The organism is Marinomonas balearica, from assembly GCF_004362145.1.
GTDB lineage: Bacteria > Pseudomonadota > Gammaproteobacteria > Pseudomonadales > Marinomonadaceae > Marinomonas > Marinomonas balearica.
The window spans coordinates 44,976-63,395 of the sequence record NZ_SNXC01000001.1; the positions used below are offsets into that span (position 1 = coordinate 44,976).

Sequence of the window (18,420 nt, forward strand, 5' to 3'; positions counted from 1 at the left end):
GACAATGAAAACACTTAACGATATATATCAAAATTTATCCTCTGAAAGTAACAAAAAGAAGACATTTATAAAGTTTGAAGCGCGCCATTTTAACTATCAAGAAGTGACCCTTTCTATACGTAAGTTATCTGGTTTTTTCAGATTTCATTGTCTGGAAAAAGGCCATCGCATATTAATATGCAGTGACAGAGAGGATATCGTTGTTTTTAGCGTTTTATCCTCTTTACTGAACGGCATTTCTTCAGCAGTACTTCCCACTGATATAAGTTCTCATCGTGCTCAAAGTATATTAGAGACCTATCAACCAGATTTAATCATCTTAGACGAAAACCTTACGGCTTTTAGTGAAGCTAGTTTTCCATATTTCAAAATCAAAGATAAAAAAGCGACTACTACTAAAGGCTCATTGTTATCTCGTTTTATTAATCGAGATAACTCTCCAGACCTGTCTATGTTTGAAGCATTCGAAGCGGAAGAGCCGAACTTGAGCGCGATGTCTGATAATTTGGCATTTGTTAATTTTACATCGGGTACTACATCGTCACCTAAAGGCGTCAAAATAACCTATAAGAACTTGTTTTCTCACCTTGAAACACTGGGTAAGCAGTTTAGTTACAATGCAGATAGCCGCATATTAAACAACTTAACTCTTTCGCATGCCGATGGAATGATACAAGGTCCGGTACTGGCACTTTATTACGCTTGCTCTCTATATCGGCCCTGTAGTACTGATTTACAAAAGCTGGAATACTTCCTGAATAGTATACATCGTGAACAAATTACTCATATGATTACCGTGCCGACGATATTGAGTTTTATGGATCGATTTGCAAGTTATAACGATTATTTTGACACACGCTTTTTTCAACACCTTTTGAGTGTCGCTGGAGCCTTAAATAAAGACTTATGGAAACGAGTAGAGCAACGCTTTAAAACAAGAGTGTGTAATGTATATGGCTTGACGGAAACGGTCGCTGGAGGGGTATTTTGTGGCCCTAATGATAGTACCTATAAGACTGGAAGTGTTGGTGTTCCGGTTGATATGGACGTGAAAATTGTTTCAAAAGAAGGAGCTGAGCTGCCCAAAAACATCGAGGGAGAAATTCTTCTTAAAGGAGATAACGTTTTTGAAGGTTACCTCAACAACGTTCAGGCGACGGAAGCAGCGGTGAAGGATGAATGGTTTCTCACAGGGGATCTGGGCTATAGAGACGAAGAAGGCTTTCTCTTTATTTCAGGAAGAGCCAAGGAGCTTATCATTTCAGGTGGCTTTAATATCCATCCAGCAGAGGTAAATGAAGCACTGTTAAAAATAGAGGGAGTAGCTGAAGCCGCCACTGTCGGTGAGCCGCACCCTGACCTGCAAGAAACAGTGACAAGTTTTGCTGTATTAAAAGCAGGTGTAAGCGAAACAAAGGATTCGCTATTAAGGAAGCTTCCGAATTTTTTAGAGCATTACAAAGTCCCAAAAGATCTTTTTATTGTCGATCAACTTCCGGTAGGTGATTCTGGGAAAGTGATCCTAGCTGAACTAAAAAATATCATAAGTCATTCAAGAAATAAGCATAAGAAAGAGGAAATACTAGACCTCGATGCATTTTTTTCTTTAGTGTCAAAAGAGCTTAATGTCGATAAAAATGTCCTTTCGTTGTCTACGTCGTCACAAGATCTGCCATCTTGGGATTCTTTAGCCCATTTAAATATTATTGTCTCAGTTGAGAGTGCTATTGGCTTTAAACTGTCTAACCAAGATGTCGTTTCTATTACATCATTAAACGATCTTTGGCAAATAGCTTATAAAGGGTTATAGCTTTATTATGAAGAATACGTTGTCGATTGAAGCATGGCTCGTTATTTTTATATGTTCATTTCTTACCGTTTTTATAATGGGGAGTGTTTTTCTTTTTAAAAATGATAATGCATCCGAATTTTACAATATTAATAGGCTAAGTATTAAAAAAGAAAGTCCTAGTGTTTTTTTAGTGGGAACTTCCTTAATTAAGTGTGGTTTTTATTATGATGATGAACTTGAGTTTGAGTTAAATGAAAAAGGTTTGAATTACGATTTTTTTAGGTTTACAAAGCCGGGTTTTGATCCTCTTCCTTTTAGCAAAATAATTGATGAGATTCTAGCATTTAAACCGGACGTTATTTACTTGCATGTAGACTATTTTATTGACTATTCTGGGACTGATAGTGTTGTCTCTGATTATCTAAATCAGTACAGACAGTTAATAATATCAATAAAAGAAATGTTTCTTGATGAGTTTTTTTATCAAGGAGAAGTTGAAGAAAAAGAAAACTATCCATCACCTGGAAGTTGTGTCACCGAACAAAAAAAGTTTGATATTGATAGGAAATTGAAAAATACTTATTCTGACTGGTTCCCGAGGCTAAAGAGCTATGAAGAGATCCCATATTTATATGATTTTATAGAAGCTTTAAAGGCGCAAGGAACTAAAGTTATCTTCATTGAAATGGGGCGTTCAAAACTGGCAAATCGTTATTTAGGAGAGCAGAAACTAGAAGTCCTTTCACAATCGTTAGAAGAGCTAAAAAGCGAAACGGGTGTATCGTATTGGCGTTTTCCTGCGAATTTAGATGAAAAATACTATTTGGATTTTTCACATTTAAACAGTGAAGGTCGCCAAATATCAACGAACTGGTTTATAGACCGACTGTCTCAGTATACTCAATCACATGACTAGTTTTCACTTCTATCACTTCATCGCTTTAGTCATCATGTCCTTAATAGCATGGTCTCTTCCTAAGAAAACTCAGCTTCCTGCGGTGTCTCTTTTAGGTAATTTATTTGTTTTATGGTTCGCTCCCTATGCGTTTGTCGCAATGTCTATTAGTGCTTGTCTAGTGTATCTAATAAGTCATGCGAAAAGCCAGAAAGGGCATTGGGTTCTATTGGGTGTTGGGTACTGCATCTCTCAGTTTTTGTTGTTGCGCTTTCTTCAAGAGCACAGTGTTGATCTTGGATTAGGAGGGAGCTTTTCGGTATTGGGTGTTGCGTATTTTACCTGTCGTGATGTTCATTATTTAGTCGAATCTTACAAAGGTAATGTGAGAAAAAATATTGTTACTTTTTGGTATTATCAAAGTTTTCTTCCCGTTATGATTGCGGGGCCGATCAATCGATATCATGAGTTTGAAAGAGAGATTCAGCGAAGAAGCTTAGATTTTGATCAAATTTCTAAAGGGATTGAGCGAATCATATATGGGTATGCAAAAGTAACGGTATTAGGTAATTATCTGATTGAACATAAAATTCAGTCTTATCTTACTCAACTCCCTAATCAAGAGAGTATTTTGCATTCTTGGCTTGTGTCTTTGGCTGACTGGGCCTATTTGTATGCTCAATTTAGTGGTTGGTCTGATGTCGCAATAGGTTTCTCGCTGTGCATTGGGATAAAAGTTTCTGAGAACTTTAACCGTCCGCTAAGTTCAAAAAGCTTAGTCGATTTCTGGAAACGTTGGCATATTTCCTTATCGTCTTGGTGTAAGGATTATGTGTTCACGCCTGCCTTACTTATTACTCGAAATTTATTTATAGCGATTAGCCTTTCAATGGTTACCATGGGGCTTTGGCACGAGTCGAGCTTGTATTATATTTTTTGGGGTATCTATCATGCAATAGGTATAACATTATGTCGACTCTATATGAAACAAGACAATGAAATTGTGGAGTATCTAAGGCAACGATTTTGGTGGTCTTCATTTACGAGAGCATTAACAATATTCTACCTTATAAATGCGTCTGTTTTTATAGGCCTATTTTATGATGGGTTGTATTGATTACTCAGTGAGGTTCTTATGTACCGCTTTTTTGGATTGATCGATCGAGCTTTACCCAATAATGTAAAGCAATTTATAAAAGGCGTTTGGTTATATTTGTTGGTGCTGATGATTCTTTATGCTCTCAATACAGAATCTGCCGATTTCATATATTGGAATTACTAGAAAAGAGTTTGAGTGAAAATATAAAAATTTCAAACTCTTTTCTAACGTGCTTTTAAGCAGTTTGTTGTTGGACCGACTGTCGGGTTCTTGCTTCCTCAACCATCCTCAGTCCTATATTACCTGCGATCAAAAGCGTTGCGCCCGCCACTTGGTAAAGAGATAAGGACATATCCAAAAATACCCAATTAATCGCCGCTGCGAAGACTGGAAAAGTGAGTTCGGCTAAGGTTGCCATTTGTGCTGGTAACGTCTTGAGTCCCTGATAATAGAGCCACATACCAATTAATCCGCTTAGCAATGCCATGACAACCGTTAAGCTAAGGTCTGCGGTTTGAATGCTCTGTAAGCTTTCTGGGGCAGAAAAGGCAAAAAGTATCAGTACGATTAATCCAGAGAAGAAGCGCCCAGACAGGATTGCATTTGCAGGGAGCGCCTGCATCGATAAGTATTTCCCGCATACGGTTGATGATCCCCAAGCAAAGACGGCGATCAGTGTATAACCATATCCTTTTAGAAACTCATTTTGATCTGGGCTGTAATGCAAATTGCCTGTATTAAGCAAACGAATGTCCGGCCACATCATAATAAAACTGCCAAGCAGTATGACGCCCGCCCATCGTATGAAGTGCGATTGAATATTTTCTTTTAATAGCCAGTACGCCAATAAGATCGCCACAATAGGCTGAAGCTTTTGCAGCAGTATTACCACCGTCGGATTGAGATACTGAAACGCTTGTGTAAACGCCAAAGTACCGATGGCAGAGCCAACGCCGCCAATAAAAAACAAACTCGCAAAAGATTTGGTTGAAAGCCTAAAGTAATGCTTTCTATAACGAATAAGCAGAGGTGCGGTAATGAGCACCAACGTAAGGTGTTCGATTAATACGATTTGGAGTGTGCTGTACCCACGCTCCAGTAGCGGGTAACGAATTAACGTATCTAAAGCCCACGTGAAACACGCCGCGATGATAAAGAAAGTGCCTGTCATCTAATTATGTCTCCATTAGTCATAAGATGAACAGGGTCGATGATTGAATCATTGCCAAGCAAAGGAGTGAAAAACAAACAGTTTGCCACACGATGAACGGATTCATCGTGCCATTGCTCAGTCGATCTTCTTTCATCCGGACTGTAACCGTCGGCTTTGGATTCACACCAAATCTGCTTGACCCTTTTTTCACGACATCGTAAGAAAAGGCGCTCGCGGGCTTCTTAATATGACACTCTTTAAGGAGAGCATTATTTCAAGTTACCGCCGGTGGGGAATTTCACCCCGCCCCGAAGTTCGATTTTAAATATACCTAGGTATTAAATTTATCTTGGTCAATTGGTCAAAACAAGAGCAATAAGGCAAAAAGTAAGAAGAAAACGGGATTTTCAAGATGCTCGTCAAATAAATGGTCTATTTGACGGGCTCTAATTGTCATAAATCGATCCCAGAGTAGTCACTTACTTGCATGAAACATTCTCCCGTTTTTGTTGTTTTTCTTATATGAACATCAAGCCTAGAGCAGTAAGGTTGTAGCGAATAATTGATTATGTGGCCAACAGCATTGAAATATGAGAGTTGAATAAAAATCGCTGTGAAAATTTAGGTTGTTAATAAAAGGTTGAGTCTTTAAACTCGCGCGTTACTGCTATACCTACCCGATACAGACTAAGGAAAGGGAACATGATGTCGTCATCTAAAGCCGGACTATTTTGCGCATTTAGTGCTTTTACATTGTGGGCGATTGCTCCAATGTATTTTAAGCTGATGTCCTTTGTTCCTGCGACGGAAATTCTTGCAAATCGTATTATTTGGTCCTGTCTATTGGTTTTTATACTGATTGCTGGAATGCGAAAGTGGACTGAATTTAAGAGGGTGCTTACGTCGAAAAGTGCGGTTATGGCTTTGATGGCATCAACGGTCTTGATTGCTGTGAATTGGGGAACGTTTATTTGGGCCATTAACGCCAATAAAATGCTCAGTGCAAGCCTTGGATACTACATTAATCCTTTAATCAGTATTCTGCTCGGGGTTGTCTTTTTCAAGGATAAGCTCGATAGAGTTAAACAAGGTGCTTGTGCGCTTTGTTTTATTGCCGTTTTATTGGAGGTGATTAATTTTGGTTCTCTGCCTTGGGTTGCGTTAGTTCTTGCATCTACCTTTGGTTTCTATGGGTTGGTAAGGAAGAAAATTGCAGTCGACAGTGTTACCGGTATGGCGCTTGAGACCTTGCTGCTTTTACCGTTTGCGTTAATCTATTTAATGTCGGTTCAGACGCCAACGTCTAACATATTCGAAAACTCATTTGATGTGAACTGGTTGTTATTTGCTTCTGGCCCCATAACCATGGTTCCTCTTATGTTATTTGCGACTGCGGCAAATAGAGTGAGCCTAGTCACATTAGGGTTCATGCAATACATAGGGCCCACAGGCATGTTTATTTTGGCGGTCTTTGTTTATGGTGAGCCTCTAGGTACAGAAAAACTCACGACCTTTGCCTTAATTTGGGGAGCGTTGGCTTTGCTTATCCTCGATACACTCAGAAAACTACGTAAATCCTCACGTTAATTCGTCACCACTGTACATTCGTAACCACTACGACAACACAAAGAGTTTAAAGGCGGCCATAGCCGATAAAATCCGTATTACCCACTTGAAGTGATGCGGCTTTACTCGCTTGAGGAAGTGGTAACCTATCCAGATCCCAATCGCTAAACCGGGTAACGCGTAGATGCTCGCTTGCAGGCTTTCGTGAGTAAACAGGCCTAGGAAAAAATACATAGGGAGTTTGGATAAATTGATTAGGAAAAAGGCCCAAGCTCGGGTGCTGACATAGCTTTCTTTGCTGAGTTTTTGTTCTAAAAAATACAAACTGTATATGGGTCCAGCGGCATTAGCTATCATGCTTACGGAGCCTCCTAGAAACCCCATAACATAAGCCGCCCAAGTAGATTGCATAAAGGTTGCGGGTCGCATTTCAAGGTAAACGCCCAACGCCAGCATACTGAGGATGACTATGCCTAAGATCGTCATAAATTGCGTTGCGTCAAGGCTAGATAATACACTGGCACCCACTAGGACTCCCAAAAATGCGAGAGGCATTAGTCGTAATAGAACAGTCCATTTTATGTGCTTTCGGTAACTGTAAATCGCCATGAAATCGGTGACTATATAGAGCGGCAACATTACCGCTAAGGCTTCTTGCCCGGGAAACGCAATCATTATTATTGGCAATACCAGCATTCCCATACCGCCCACTGAGAACTTAGAAAAGCCAGTAATTAAGCCAGCGATCAATAATATTAAAACTGTAACATCCATAGGGCACTCTTGTTTAGTAGATGAGTTGTGCGGCAGAGTCTATATTTATCTTACGCTAATTCGTTAGGGAAGCTGTAATGGTGATGTTTATTTTCACATTCATAGAAAATGCTATCTAGTTGTAGGTCTAAACAATCTCAAAATTCGCTTTAATAAACAAACTGTTTACAAAAAAAATCTTGATATTTTTCAGCCGATCCGTATGAATATAATTGTCAGCACGATCTTTTTCTATAGATATGTTCAGTTCAGGACGTACTTAGAGCATCTCAATATTTAAAGAGTCTTTTCGTGAAAATACTTAATAAGGCAGCAGGAATTACATGGGTAATTTAAGTAATTCAAAGACTAGCCGCAATAAAAAATTAATAGTAGGTTCCACATGAAAATAAAGACTAAATTGATTGCGGCTTTTTCGGTCGCAATACTTCTCCCTGCGGTATTAATTTGCGTTATTACTGCCCACCTCGCAACCAAAAGCGCATTGAAGTCGTTTGAAGAAAGCAGCGAACAAACGGTTACGGCCGTGGAACGTTCTTTCAGCTTATTTATGGACGATATTAAGTACGTCGTTGATTTTTTGGTTGCCAATAAAACGGTCAATGACCCAAACGCACAGCCATTAACCACCTATTTTGAGAAAAAGGGCAAAGCTCCTCAAGAAGTGTCCGTCATCAAAGGGGGGAGAGAGCGTGATCTCTTCCAACTGTTTGAAGCCATTGGAACAACCAATCCAAACTTTGTTTATATTTATGCGGGTGACAGTACGGATGGCTATATGGAGTGGCCTGGTACTTATGGTTATTCAGAGTGGCACCCAAAAAGCAGACCTTGGTATCAATTAGCTGAGAAAAAGCGAGATCAAACGTTATTGCGAGAATCCTATTACTGGGAACCCGATGATGCCATTTATATTTCTGCAGTACGTTCTTATAACAAAGGGAACTCGTTCGGCGGCGTAATTGCGGTCGACGTTTCAATTAAAACACTTACTGATATGGCCTCCAAAACTAAGTTAGGTGAACACGGTACAGTCATGGTTATTGAGGATACGGGTAAGATTCTCGTAGATGTACTGGAACCAGACAATGGTTTCAAAACCATTTCTGAACTGGAAGGGGAGGCGTACCAAAAAATCGCTAAGACTTCTGAAGGTGTTGTAGAGGTGAATATTAAGGGAACAGACTATTACGCAAATGTTGTGATTTCACCGGATCTTGGTTGGAAATTCGTTGGTATTGTTCCTAAATCAGAGATTCTGGCGACAACGATAAATTTGATCAACACGACGGTCATCGTCAGTATTGTGTTGTTACTTGTACTGCTGAGTCTTGCGTATGTTATGGCTAAACGCATAATCAAACCGATTGAATCGGTCTCAGGCCATTTGCAAGTTATTGCAGAAGGCGAAGGGGATCTTACCGCACGAATCAATACCGATTCCAAAGATGAAACAGGCATCTTATCGAATTGGTTTAATCAGTTTATTGAGAGTACCTGTAATCTCATTTTATCCATTAAACAGTCGACGGTTCAAATGGATAGTGTCGCATCGGAAATGGCCAATAAAGCACAAGAAGTTGCGAGCTCAACCACTGTTCAGCTTGAATCGATTGATCAAATTGCATCAGCCGGTAGAGAGATGGTCATTGCAGCAAATGAGGCGGCGGAAAACTGTGAAAACACCGCACGTTTTTCTGATCAAGGGTTAGAAACAACCGTCTCAGGTAAAAAACTGATTGAAGGCAGTTCGTTAGGTGTTCAACGATTGGGCGACAAACTAAAAGAATCGAATGTGGTTATCAGTGAGCTTGAAAAAGAGACGGGTAACATTAATCAGATTCTTTCTACTATTCAGGATATTGCGGAACAGACAAATTTGCTTGCGCTCAATGCCGCAATCGAAGCGGCAAGGGCTGGCGAGCAAGGTCGAGGTTTTGCTGTTGTTGCTGACGAAGTGCGCGGATTAGCGAAACGTACTCAGGATTCGACGGAACAAATTGCCAGCATATTAGGGCTGTTGTCTGATCGTACGAAAGAAGCATCGTCCGCGATGGTGTCGAGCTTGACTGAGTCTGAAAGCGCAATTGAATTGTCAACTCAAGCACTGGATGCGTTTGATCAAATTGAAGAAGTAGTGAAACAGATGCGGGATATGACGATGCAAACGGCGGCTTCTGCGGAAGAGCAGCGTCTGGTGACAGAAGGAATCAACGAGAATATTTTATCGATTAGTGATTCTGCAAATACCATCTCAAACTTGTCTGGCGACGTCGCGGAATTAAGTCAACAACAAGATGGGCTAAGTCGAGAAATCCATACATTGGTTTCCAAATTTAAAACAGAGTAACTTAAAAAAGAGTAACGTTCAGTTGCTCAAATAAGTAGGAAACGAAGACTTTAAAAGAGCCATTTCTCATTAAGACCGAGAGTGGCTCTTTTTATGTTAGATCTTTTTTTATAGTATAAAGCGGGTTATCGAGCCGCGATTGCACATCGCAAAGTGAGGTTATGTTTGCTCAACGGCGACATAAATGTCTGTTAGTAATTCATTCGGTGTGAATGGGGATTATCTCTGCCTCATCTTATTTTTTTATGATTTACAAGACGATCAATATGCGGCTAACGATTTTAATATTCAGATGATTGATTGTCTTTTGCGTTGAAAAGCTCCTGACAAATTTTAGCCGCCATATGGGTTCCAAACAGTGCATGAGGAATCGGAGCAATAGCCATAACAATATCGACCGAAGGCAGTTGAGGTAAGTTATTCTTTTCTAAAATGACCAATTGAGAATCCGTGCTCGAAACGGCCATTGCACTGATCGCTAAATTTTTTCGCAACAACGCTTTGATTGCCGTTGCGCTCGCCGTGCTACAGAGTATTCGGTAATCGCGACCTTGCTTTTCTAGGCCGTCAATTGCGGAGCTGTGAAATTTGCAATCTGGTTCATAAAGAATAAGCGGTATTGCTTCGGAATCTTTAAATTCGAATGCCTCTCCAGCAACCCATACACCGGAATCGTGCCGTATAAGATAGCCTTCTTCAGCCTCAGGAGAGCGAGTGAGTATGGCGATATCAACCGTACCTGCATCCAGTTTTCTACGCAGTTCGGTCGAGCAATCACACACAATTCTAATATTGAGTTCAGGTAAGTAAGTACGAATTTTTTCAATAACGGAAGGTAAAACGGATTCAGCGTAATCATCGGGACATCCTATCACCAAAGGCGGCTGAATGCGGTTGCTAGAAAAATTGGCCAGTGCTTCATCGTGTAATGTAAGGATTCTTCTTGCGTAGCTGACAAGCTGCTGGCCTTGCTCTGTTAAAGCCAGATTACGACCTTCCTTAACAAATAGGTTATGCCCCGCCTCTTCTTCCAGCTTTTTCATCTGCATGCTGATTGCGCTTTGAGTACGAAATGTTTGCTTTGCTGCGCGTGTAAAGCTGCCTGTATCAACGAAAGCAATAAAGCTACGTAGCGTGTCGACATCCATAAGCTGAATCCATAACCAATGTTGATGGGAGCCATCAAAAGTATTCGCTAGTCGCCAAAAATGCAACCTGAAACAATAGCTACCATGAGTCAACAACAGAAAAGTGAAGGACAAAATATGAAACTTATAATAGGCAATAAGAATTACTCATCATGGTCTTTACGTGGCTGGCTTGCGCTTAAGCTGTTTAATGTACCCTTCGAGGAAATCAACTTAGAGCTCTTCAGTGAGGAATTCTACAGTGAGTTAGCCAAATACTCTCCGGTCAAAAAAGTCCCCGTGTTGGTCGACGGAGACATCAGTGTTTGGGACTCTCTGTCCATATGTGAATACATAAACGAGCAATGTATCCAAGGAGCGGGCTGGCCGTCTGATAAGGGACAACGTGCGAAAGCCCGATCGGTTGTTGCTGAAATGCATTCGAGTTATGCCGCACTTAGAAGTGAGATGCCGATGAACTGCCGTGCACGTAAGGTTCTGACTTTATCGGAGGCCGCGCAAAAAGACGTAAAGAACATAGACGACTTATGGGCTGAATTATTGTCATCACACACTGGAACGTTTCTGTTTGGAGAGATCAGTTTGGCGGACGTCTTTTTTGCGCCAGTAGTGTACCGTTTTAATACCTACGGCGTTTCATTATCGGATGCTTCAAAGGCGTATTTGGATACCATGTTGGCGCTGCCTCATATGCAAGAGTGGCTTGAAGGGGCTCTGAATGAGACGCGTGTTATTGACTCTGAGGAAGTGGGGGAGCCGTTGAGCCAGTGAGCAGCTGACGTTAAGTTACGTGTGCTGACGAAACTTTGACATTTTGTGTGTGATTGTCATTAAATGGACAACTACATACAAGATGTCATTGTTAATAAATGAGGGATTATGCTGATTAGATCTGTGTTGGTAGCCACAACGCTGTCGTTATTAGGGTGCAATGGAGGTTCAAGTGACGACGGGTCAGAATCTGTTGCTGGTGGAAGCTGCTCTATTCCTGATCAAAATGAGTATGTTTACCAGAAATTGAAAACAAACTACCTTTGGCCTGAGACGATCCCCGACGGTCTCAACTCGTCTTCTTATTCTTCTCCAGAAACGCTTCTAAATGCGCTTCGTTATCGAGAGTTCGACAAATACAGTTATATAACGACGGAAGCGAAATATAATGCCCAGTCGAATAACGAATATAAAGCGACAGGTATCTATTTTAAGTGGTTGGTAGAAAACGGTGAAGATATATTGATAGTGCGCTATACCGATGAAAACTCTCCAGCTCGATCCGCCGGGGTTGTACGAGGGGATGAAATTATCGAAATTGATGGTATGACGATCTCTGAATACATAAAAAAAATAGAAGAACTTAACTACGATTCTTGGGAAAAAGTGAGACAGGGCTTTGGCAACCCGAACGACTATGTTTTTAAAATTAGAAGGACTGATAGCAGTGAATATACCGTCTCTTTGATACCGGTAACCTATTCGACCAATACCGTTCATGATCTCAAGTTTTTTGATACCAGTGCGAACAAAGTTGCTTATTTTGCTTATAAAAACTTCTCGTCGGCTTCCAAAGAAGAGTTTAAAACCGCATTTTCTCAAATCAAAAGGAATCAAGCCGATGCATTGATTTTAGATTTGCGAATGAACCCCGGCGGTTCAGTTCTGACAGCGAATCACCTCGCAACTCGAATTGCGGGCCAACAAGTATCAAGCCGGACCTTTGCTAACTTTATGTTCAGTGCTCAGCGCTCAAATGAGAACTTTAGTCGTCCTTTTAAGTACAATGAAGTTAGTGATGCTGTCGCCAATCTGAATACTTTATATGTGTTAACGAGCTCAAATACCTGTTCGGCAAGCGAACTGGTTATTAACAGTCTAAAGCCTTTTATTGATGTGAAGGTGGTTGGTGGTAAAACGTGTGGTAAGCCCATTGGGATGTACGGTCACTCATTCTGTGGCAACATCCTATTTCCGATTGAGTTCCAGCTCACCAATTCTCAAAACGAAGGCGGATACTTTGACGGAATATCACCAAGTTGTGAAGTTGATGACGACTATGCTCATCGATTTGGCGATGAGAGTGATCCATTGTTATCGACAGCATTGCGGTTATCGGCTGGGGGGAGTTGCACCGCGCTCAGGTCTCGTAATCTTGTGAATCGCCCCGCGCGTTCGGAGCCCGCTTTTATGATTAAGAGCGAGCCTTCGCAATTTAAAGAGGACTTTTTCTAGCTGGATAAAAGCTCGCTATCAAACGTTGTTTCTTGCTTAAGTTGGACGTTTGTATTGAGCTTTTATAGCGTCGATTTTAGGTTTTAGGTGGCAGTCAGGGTGATGGTCGTTTACCAACCCCATGGCCTGCATGAATGAATAAACGGTTGTGGGGCCAACAAATTTCCAGCCCATTTTTTTGAGCTGTTTGGATATCTCAGTGGATTCCACCGATGTTGAAACAGCTTCGTATGTCGACTTTTCCTCTGGCTCAAACCGCCAGAAATAGGCGGCAAGTGAGCCTTCTTTTGTAATCAGTTCTTGGGCGCGTTGTGCGTTGTTGATTACGGCGGTGATCTTGCCTTTGTGTCGAATGATGCCTGCATCTTGAACAAGTCGTTCGACATCGTTTTCTGTGTATCTCGCCATCTTCTCTATTTCAAAATTATCAAAGGCATTGCGGAAATTGTCTCGCTTTTCGAGAATCGTGCGCCAGCTTAATCCAGATTGAAAGCTCTCTAGACACAGTTTTTCAAATAACCTTCGATCATCATCGACGGGAAAGCCCCATTCTGTGTCGTGGTATTGGGTGTATTGTTCCGTCGCTGAGCACCAAGAACAGCGTTGAATCTTGTCTTCACCAGTGTACGTTGTCATTTTGTCTCTCCGTATAAGTGTTCTTAGGCTCTATGAATGCGTTAGATCAATGATAGTTGATCGCCGGACTTTGGCGGAATACGAAATCGAGAGCAATCTAACTCTGTTAAGCGCTTTCCAGACAGCCCCGCTTTTTTGATTGTGATGTTAAATCGTTGGCGAATGAGGTCTGCGTAGAGGCCGTCGCCCGTCATGCGTTTGCCAAATTGGCTGTCATAAAGTTGTCCTGCATGCATGTCTTTTATGCGGTTGAGAACGTGCTCAGCTCGGTCTGGTAAGTGAGTATGCAGCCAGTCTGTGAAAAGCGGAGCGACTTCATGAGGTAATCTCAACATTATATAGTGCGCACTCTGCGCGCCAGCCTCAGCGCTTTGATGAACAATGGATTCGAGCTCGTGGTCGTTAACGAAAGGGATGACGGGTGCGGCAAGTACTGTGGTTGGAATTCGGCGCTCCGAAAGCGCTTTGACTAGGTTTAGGCGAGTATGACCAGATGCCGTTCTGGGTTCTAGTTTGCGTTTTAGGTCGTTGTCTAGTGTTGTGATGCTGATCGCTACGTGTACGAGGTTTTCAGACACCATTTTCTCTAAAAGCGGCAAATCTCGCAGGATAAGTGCGCTTTTGGTAATCAGAGACACGGGTTGCCTGTACTCATACGCAATCTGGAGTAATGATTGGGTTATTTTGAGAGACTTTTCTATCGGTTGGTATGCGTCTGTATTAATACCAAGCGCAATGGGTTGGCATTGATAGCGTACATTACGTAATTCTCTTTCGAACACATCTGGAGCGTTAATTTTTGCCGTTAACTTGGTTTCAAAGTCCAATCCCGGCGATAAATCAATGTAAGCGTGTGATGGTCGTGCAAAACAATAAATACAACCGTGCTCACAGCCCCGATAAGGATTAATGGACAGCTTAAAAGGCACATCAGGAGAATTATTGGATGTGATTAGGCTTTTGGCCGTTTCATATCGAACTTCCGTTTGGATGAGGTTTTCATAAGTGGCTTCGTAAGCAAACTCATCATCAAGGTAGGACTCTGTTTTTTCAAAGCGACCTGTGATGTTGCTGTTTGAGCCTCGGCCTTTAATGAAGGTTTTTAAATCGGATGGCACGACATTACCTACTATACTGTATTTTGACTGGTTATTTATACAGTATAGTAGGTCTGATGGCGCTTCTTATGCAAGCTTTTCAGATTGTGAGGAGCGACGGAATTGTTTTAAAAAATGTAAAGGATCTAAGTCCAAACTTCTCTTATCCAAGTTTCATATTTGATCTCTTTGGGGATGGAAGCGTTAGCTGGGCTGGTAGAGGGAAGCGTTACCAATTCGTACTGTTTAAAAAAGTCCGCTTCGGCTTTTAAAATGTGCTTTTTGAATGACTGAAAAGCTTTTTGGCCGTTAAAACATATTTTTTTCAGAGACGGTGTTTGTTTCAGTAACGTCACAATGTCATTTGGTTTTTCAGACGACTTAATTATTTTCGAATCTAAGCTACCTTCGCGTTGGCATTGTTGTAAAACATCCCAAAGCGCTACTCGATAAAGGTCTAACGATTCAATTCGCTCTAGGTAGCTTTCAAGAGAGGGCGCATTCGGTAAAGACGCGGGTATTTTCCAAAATAAGTTTTGGGGATGAGCATAATAAGCCTGTTTGTCTAATGAGGCTTCTCCTGGCATCGAGCCAAGAACTAAAATCATTGCTCCAGCGGGAACAACGGGCTTGAAGCTGTGTTTTACGGTCATGTAGAGATGATCTCTTTTTATTTAGGCGCTATTGCATGGCTGAAGCGGGAAAATTAAACATACCGTTACTGTTCTTTCTTTGTTCGAAGGGCGGTACATTTTGAAGCACATCCCAATGTTCTACGACTTTTCCATCCTCGACTCTAAATAAATCGTAGAAAGCCGTATGTGTTCCATTTAGCTCCCCTTCGCTTACAGACAATACGAAGTTGCCTTGGCCTAATATCGCATGAACTTGGTAGTATTGGAGAGTTTGCCCTTGTGCAGCCATGGCGCTGAAACCCTGTAAAAGAGTGTCTAAGCCGTCTCCAAACCAAGGGTTATGTTGGATGTAAGTGTCTTCGCTAATGTATTGGCTGGCTTTACCAAACTCGCCTTTTACAAACAGCGTGTCTATCATTTCTTTAACCAGTGCTTTGTTTTCAGTCGTTTTAGACAGATCAGCGATTTTGGTTGTTCCATCATACATAGTATGGCCGCTTTCGTTGGGTTTTGTACTGGGCTGAATAGCGTCCCAATGCTCAACCATTAAACCATCATCGAACCTGAAAATATCAAAGACCACGCCATCAAAACCTTTAACATGTGAATGCACAATGACATAGTTTCGGTCGGTAAAAGATCGAACCACATTGCTTTCTTTTACCTCTACTTTTGGGTAGTTGCTTAGGAAGCTGAGCAACCCCGCTTTGCCGCTGGGAGCAGATTGATTGTGTTGAATATACTGCTCGTCACTAATGTATTTTAGCGGAGCTTGATTTGTTGTCCCAAGACTGTCTAAAACGGCAATGGCTTTTTCTTCATTTGTCAGAGGCTGTGTCTGTTCTGTACTGGCACAACCGGTTAATAGTACGGCTGAGCTAATTGCCGCGAGACCAAGCCATTTAAGTTTCGTAAGGGGACTCGTTTTCATATTCTTAGATTCCGTCATTGGAGGTTTCTCCGATAAATTATTTCTAATGTGTCAAACTGTGCTTATTGGCATGCATAACGATAGCTATCATCGAGCGCTAGAGGCAATACCAAGGTCTGAATACGCAGAGCTCTTGCTTGTTCGCATAAACGCTGATTCAAAGGACCATTATTGCTCCACTCTGTCTTATATTCTGCATTGAAAACAGGTTTATTCTGTTGGATAAAGGGCATGAGTTTGTTGCATTCATTGAATTCAAAGCATTGCTCATTTACGGCAAAGTCAAAATAATCCACTAAGTCGAGCACTTGGTTCAGATCGTTTTTAAGCGCGATGGCCAAACCTCTCTGATGCGCCTCTCCAGCAAGGAAGCGATTAAATTGAATTTGATCGTTATAGGTTAAGTCAAAACCGGTATCTTGTAGGTAGCCATCAACATTATCGGGTTCCACGCCATCACATCCTTTTTTTTGCGCTAAGTTTAGGCGCGCAATCATTCTCATTTTGATGTGACGGGTTCGTATGTCTACCCAGCGCTCTCCTTTCCAGTTATCCAACGAATTACCAATGTATTCTGGTTCAAACAGGGCTTTATCCTCACGCCAATCTTCGTATGTACCTGCCGAAAAATAGCAGATGACTTTATGGCGTTTTGCGTGTAATTCTCGGATGGAATTCCAAGAAGTATCAAACAAATCAACGTCATAGATTGTTGCTTTATAGGTCGTGTTTAATGTTCCCTGTAGTTGCCACTGCCAAGTGTCGTTGATGTTTGGCAGAAAGTGGCTTAACGCCATGCCGTAAGAAGGGGCGAAGAAAAAAAGTGCAATTAGACTTTTAAAGTACATACATAATCTCGAACCGAGTTCAGATATAAGTTCTGGTTGTTTTTTGTACGACCATCTATGTCGTATTCTATATTAAATTGCTCTATTTATCCGCCGTAAACAAGAACGTGAGAGTGCATTTTTTCTAACGTAAATTCCAGTGTGGAGGGATAACCATGGGGACGCTGAACTTGGGTATGTCATCGAGTCGTTCATTTGTGCGAAATGAAACGGTGCATCAGATTGAGTTTATGAGAGTTAGAAATCGAGATTCAATGGAAGAATCAGAACGAACGGAATCAAATACGAATGCGGTCAATATCCGTGCTGTTTCAGAATCTATGCTGAGCCAGACGCAGGAAGTCTCATCGGTGTCAAAATCCTCAGGAGAGACGGAAGAGGGAGATCCACTTGAAACATTGTCGGTTCAGTATCAAAAAATGCTGACGTTAATCGAGAAAATGTTCAATGTAGAAATTGATCTCTACGCAGAGAATATGCCGTCATCGTCCCCAAATGAGAGCACTACAGTCGGCAGTGTATCAAACCAAACTGTGGAGAGCGTTCGACAGGAATATCATCAAATTCACGAGCAAGAGAATACGTCTTTTAGGGCCAAAGGTGAGATTGTATTGAGCAGTGGGAATAGCATCAATGTTGATTTTAATTTGGATATGTCTCGTACCCGTGATGAATCGTATTACGGAGAAATGATTCTCTCAGGTGCGATGACCGACCCACTTGTCGTGAACCTAAGAGGTAATATGGCTCAGTTAACCCAGAGTAAAGTAGGGTTCGATTTAGATCGCGATGGAAAAACAGATCAGATCCATTTTGCATCGGGTGATTCCGCTTTTTTGGCATTAGATAAAAACAGTAATGGCATGATAGACGATGGTTCTGAGCTTTTTGGACCTCAATCAGGAAGCGGCTTTGCGGATCTTGCTAAATACGACGACAATGGCGATGGAATGATCGATGAACTCGATTCGGTGTTTGATCAACTTGTTTTGACCCAACGCGATGAGAATGGCAATGAAACGCTACTTTCATTGAAAGATGTTGGAATCGAAGCTTTCATATTAGAACGATCCGACACGCCTTTTAGTCTTTTTAACGATAAAGGTGAAAGAACCGGAGTCATTCGTGAAACCGGCTTGTATGTTAGAGACAATGGCTCAGTTGACAGCATGCAGCATGTTGACCTGATTATATGATGAATCGTGCAAAGGTCTCTCTAAGCCTTAATTACTCTAGCGCTTTCTGGCTCGAAAGATCAAAGAAGCACTGA

At 41.4% G+C, this 18,420-nt stretch carries 16 protein-coding genes and 1 riboswitch; of the genes, 8 read left to right on the forward strand and 8 right to left on the reverse strand.

What is annotated here, in order from left to right; translation table 11 throughout:
- Positions 1 to 4 precede the first annotated feature (4 nt).
- The 3 genes from DFP79_RS00230 to DFP79_RS00240 are packed head-to-tail and all read left to right on the forward strand — an operon-like array spanning position 5 to position 3,804.
- Positions 5 to 1,810, forward strand: coding sequence for an AMP-binding protein (locus tag DFP79_RS00230; RefSeq protein ID WP_133501815.1), 1,806 nt, complete (start codon positions 5 to 7; stop codon positions 1,808 to 1,810).
- Positions 1,811 to 1,817: 7 nt separating this feature from the next.
- A complete protein-coding gene (locus tag DFP79_RS00235) occupies positions 1,818 to 2,708 on the forward strand; it encodes a hypothetical protein (RefSeq protein ID WP_133501817.1) in 891 nt (296 codons plus the stop codon).
- Positions 2,701 to 3,804: an MBOAT family O-acyltransferase gene (locus tag DFP79_RS00240; protein ID WP_133501819.1), complete on the forward strand. Its 1,104-nt coding sequence runs from the start codon at positions 2,701 to 2,703 to the stop codon at positions 3,802 to 3,804. The genes DFP79_RS00235 and DFP79_RS00240 overlap by 8 nt, the downstream gene beginning before the upstream one ends.
- A gap of 217 nt (positions 3,805 to 4,021) precedes the next feature.
- Here the strand turns inward: DFP79_RS00240 and DFP79_RS00245 are convergent, their stop codons facing one another.
- A complete protein-coding gene (locus tag DFP79_RS00245) occupies positions 4,022 to 4,957 on the reverse strand; it encodes a DMT family transporter (RefSeq protein ID WP_133501821.1) in 936 nt (311 codons plus the stop codon).
- A 120-nt stretch (positions 4,958 to 5,077) separates the two neighbouring features.
- A riboswitch (FMN riboswitch) is annotated at positions 5,078 to 5,259 on the reverse strand.
- A 382-nt stretch (positions 5,260 to 5,641) separates the two neighbouring features.
- Between DFP79_RS00245 and rarD the strand changes: the two genes are divergently transcribed.
- Entirely contained in the window at positions 5,642 to 6,526 is an 885-nt protein-coding gene (gene rarD, locus DFP79_RS00250) for an EamA family transporter RarD (protein ID WP_133501823.1), read from the forward strand.
- 27 nt (positions 6,527 to 6,553) lie between these two features.
- On the opposite strand, the gene DFP79_RS00255 is transcribed toward rarD, so the two are convergent.
- Positions 6,554 to 7,279: a sulfite exporter TauE/SafE family protein gene (locus tag DFP79_RS00255; protein WP_133501825.1), complete on the reverse strand. Its 726-nt coding sequence runs from the start codon at positions 7,277 to 7,279 to the stop codon at positions 6,554 to 6,556.
- A gap of 382 nt (positions 7,280 to 7,661) precedes the next feature.
- Between DFP79_RS00255 and DFP79_RS00260 the strand changes: the two genes are divergently transcribed.
- Positions 7,662 to 9,629, forward strand: coding sequence for a methyl-accepting chemotaxis protein (locus DFP79_RS00260; protein ID WP_133501827.1), 1,968 nt, complete (start codon positions 7,662 to 7,664; stop codon positions 9,627 to 9,629).
- A gap of 281 nt (positions 9,630 to 9,910) precedes the next feature.
- On the opposite strand, the gene DFP79_RS00265 is transcribed toward DFP79_RS00260, so the two are convergent.
- Positions 9,911 to 10,777 (reverse strand): LysR family transcriptional regulator, encoded by an 867-nt coding sequence (locus DFP79_RS00265; RefSeq protein WP_133501907.1) that lies wholly within the window; start codon positions 10,775 to 10,777, stop codon positions 9,911 to 9,913.
- 117 nt (positions 10,778 to 10,894) lie between these two features.
- Between DFP79_RS00265 and DFP79_RS00270 the strand changes: the two genes are divergently transcribed.
- Together DFP79_RS00270 and DFP79_RS00275 are read left to right on the forward strand one after the other, a co-directional pair.
- Positions 10,895 to 11,548 carry a glutathione S-transferase family protein gene (locus tag DFP79_RS00270; protein WP_133501828.1) on the forward strand — a complete coding sequence of 218 codons (654 nt, stop codon included), beginning with the start codon at positions 10,895 to 10,897 and terminating at the stop codon, positions 11,546 to 11,548.
- Between the two features lie 108 nt (positions 11,549 to 11,656).
- Complete coding sequence (locus DFP79_RS00275) at positions 11,657 to 13,003, forward strand: S41 family peptidase (protein ID WP_133501830.1); 1,347 nt, start codon at positions 11,657 to 11,659, stop codon at positions 13,001 to 13,003.
- A 36-nt stretch (positions 13,004 to 13,039) separates the two neighbouring features.
- Here the strand turns inward: DFP79_RS00275 and DFP79_RS00280 are convergent, their stop codons facing one another.
- The 5 genes from DFP79_RS00280 to DFP79_RS00300 form a co-directional block, all read right to left on the reverse strand.
- Positions 13,040 to 13,639, reverse strand: a complete 600-nt coding sequence (locus tag DFP79_RS00280; protein WP_133501832.1) for a DNA-3-methyladenine glycosylase I — start codon at positions 13,637 to 13,639, stop codon at positions 13,040 to 13,042.
- A 41-nt stretch (positions 13,640 to 13,680) separates the two neighbouring features.
- The gene (locus DFP79_RS00285; protein ID WP_133501834.1) at positions 13,681 to 14,757 is read right to left on the reverse strand and encodes a PA0069 family radical SAM protein; all 1,077 of its coding nucleotides are present in this window, start codon (positions 14,755 to 14,757) and stop codon (positions 13,681 to 13,683) included.
- A 125-nt stretch (positions 14,758 to 14,882) separates the two neighbouring features.
- Positions 14,883 to 15,389 (reverse strand): DNA-deoxyinosine glycosylase, encoded by a 507-nt coding sequence (locus DFP79_RS00290; RefSeq protein ID WP_133501836.1) that lies wholly within the window; start codon positions 15,387 to 15,389, stop codon positions 14,883 to 14,885.
- 28 nt (positions 15,390 to 15,417) lie between these two features.
- Positions 15,418 to 16,302, reverse strand: a complete 885-nt coding sequence (locus DFP79_RS00295) for a nuclear transport factor 2 family protein (protein WP_133501838.1) — start codon at positions 16,300 to 16,302, stop codon at positions 15,418 to 15,420.
- Positions 16,303 to 16,364: 62 nt separating this feature from the next.
- Entirely contained in the window at positions 16,365 to 17,150 is a 786-nt protein-coding gene (locus DFP79_RS00300) for an endo alpha-1,4 polygalactosaminidase (protein WP_133501840.1), read from the reverse strand.
- A gap of 155 nt (positions 17,151 to 17,305) precedes the next feature.
- Here DFP79_RS00300 and DFP79_RS00305 point away from each other — a divergent pair, with 155 nt between their 5' ends.
- On the forward strand, positions 17,306 to 18,346 hold the full coding sequence (locus DFP79_RS00305; RefSeq protein ID WP_133501842.1) for a hypothetical protein: 1,041 nt from the start codon (positions 17,306 to 17,308) through the stop codon (positions 18,344 to 18,346).
- Positions 18,347 to 18,420: the final 74 nt, after the last annotated feature.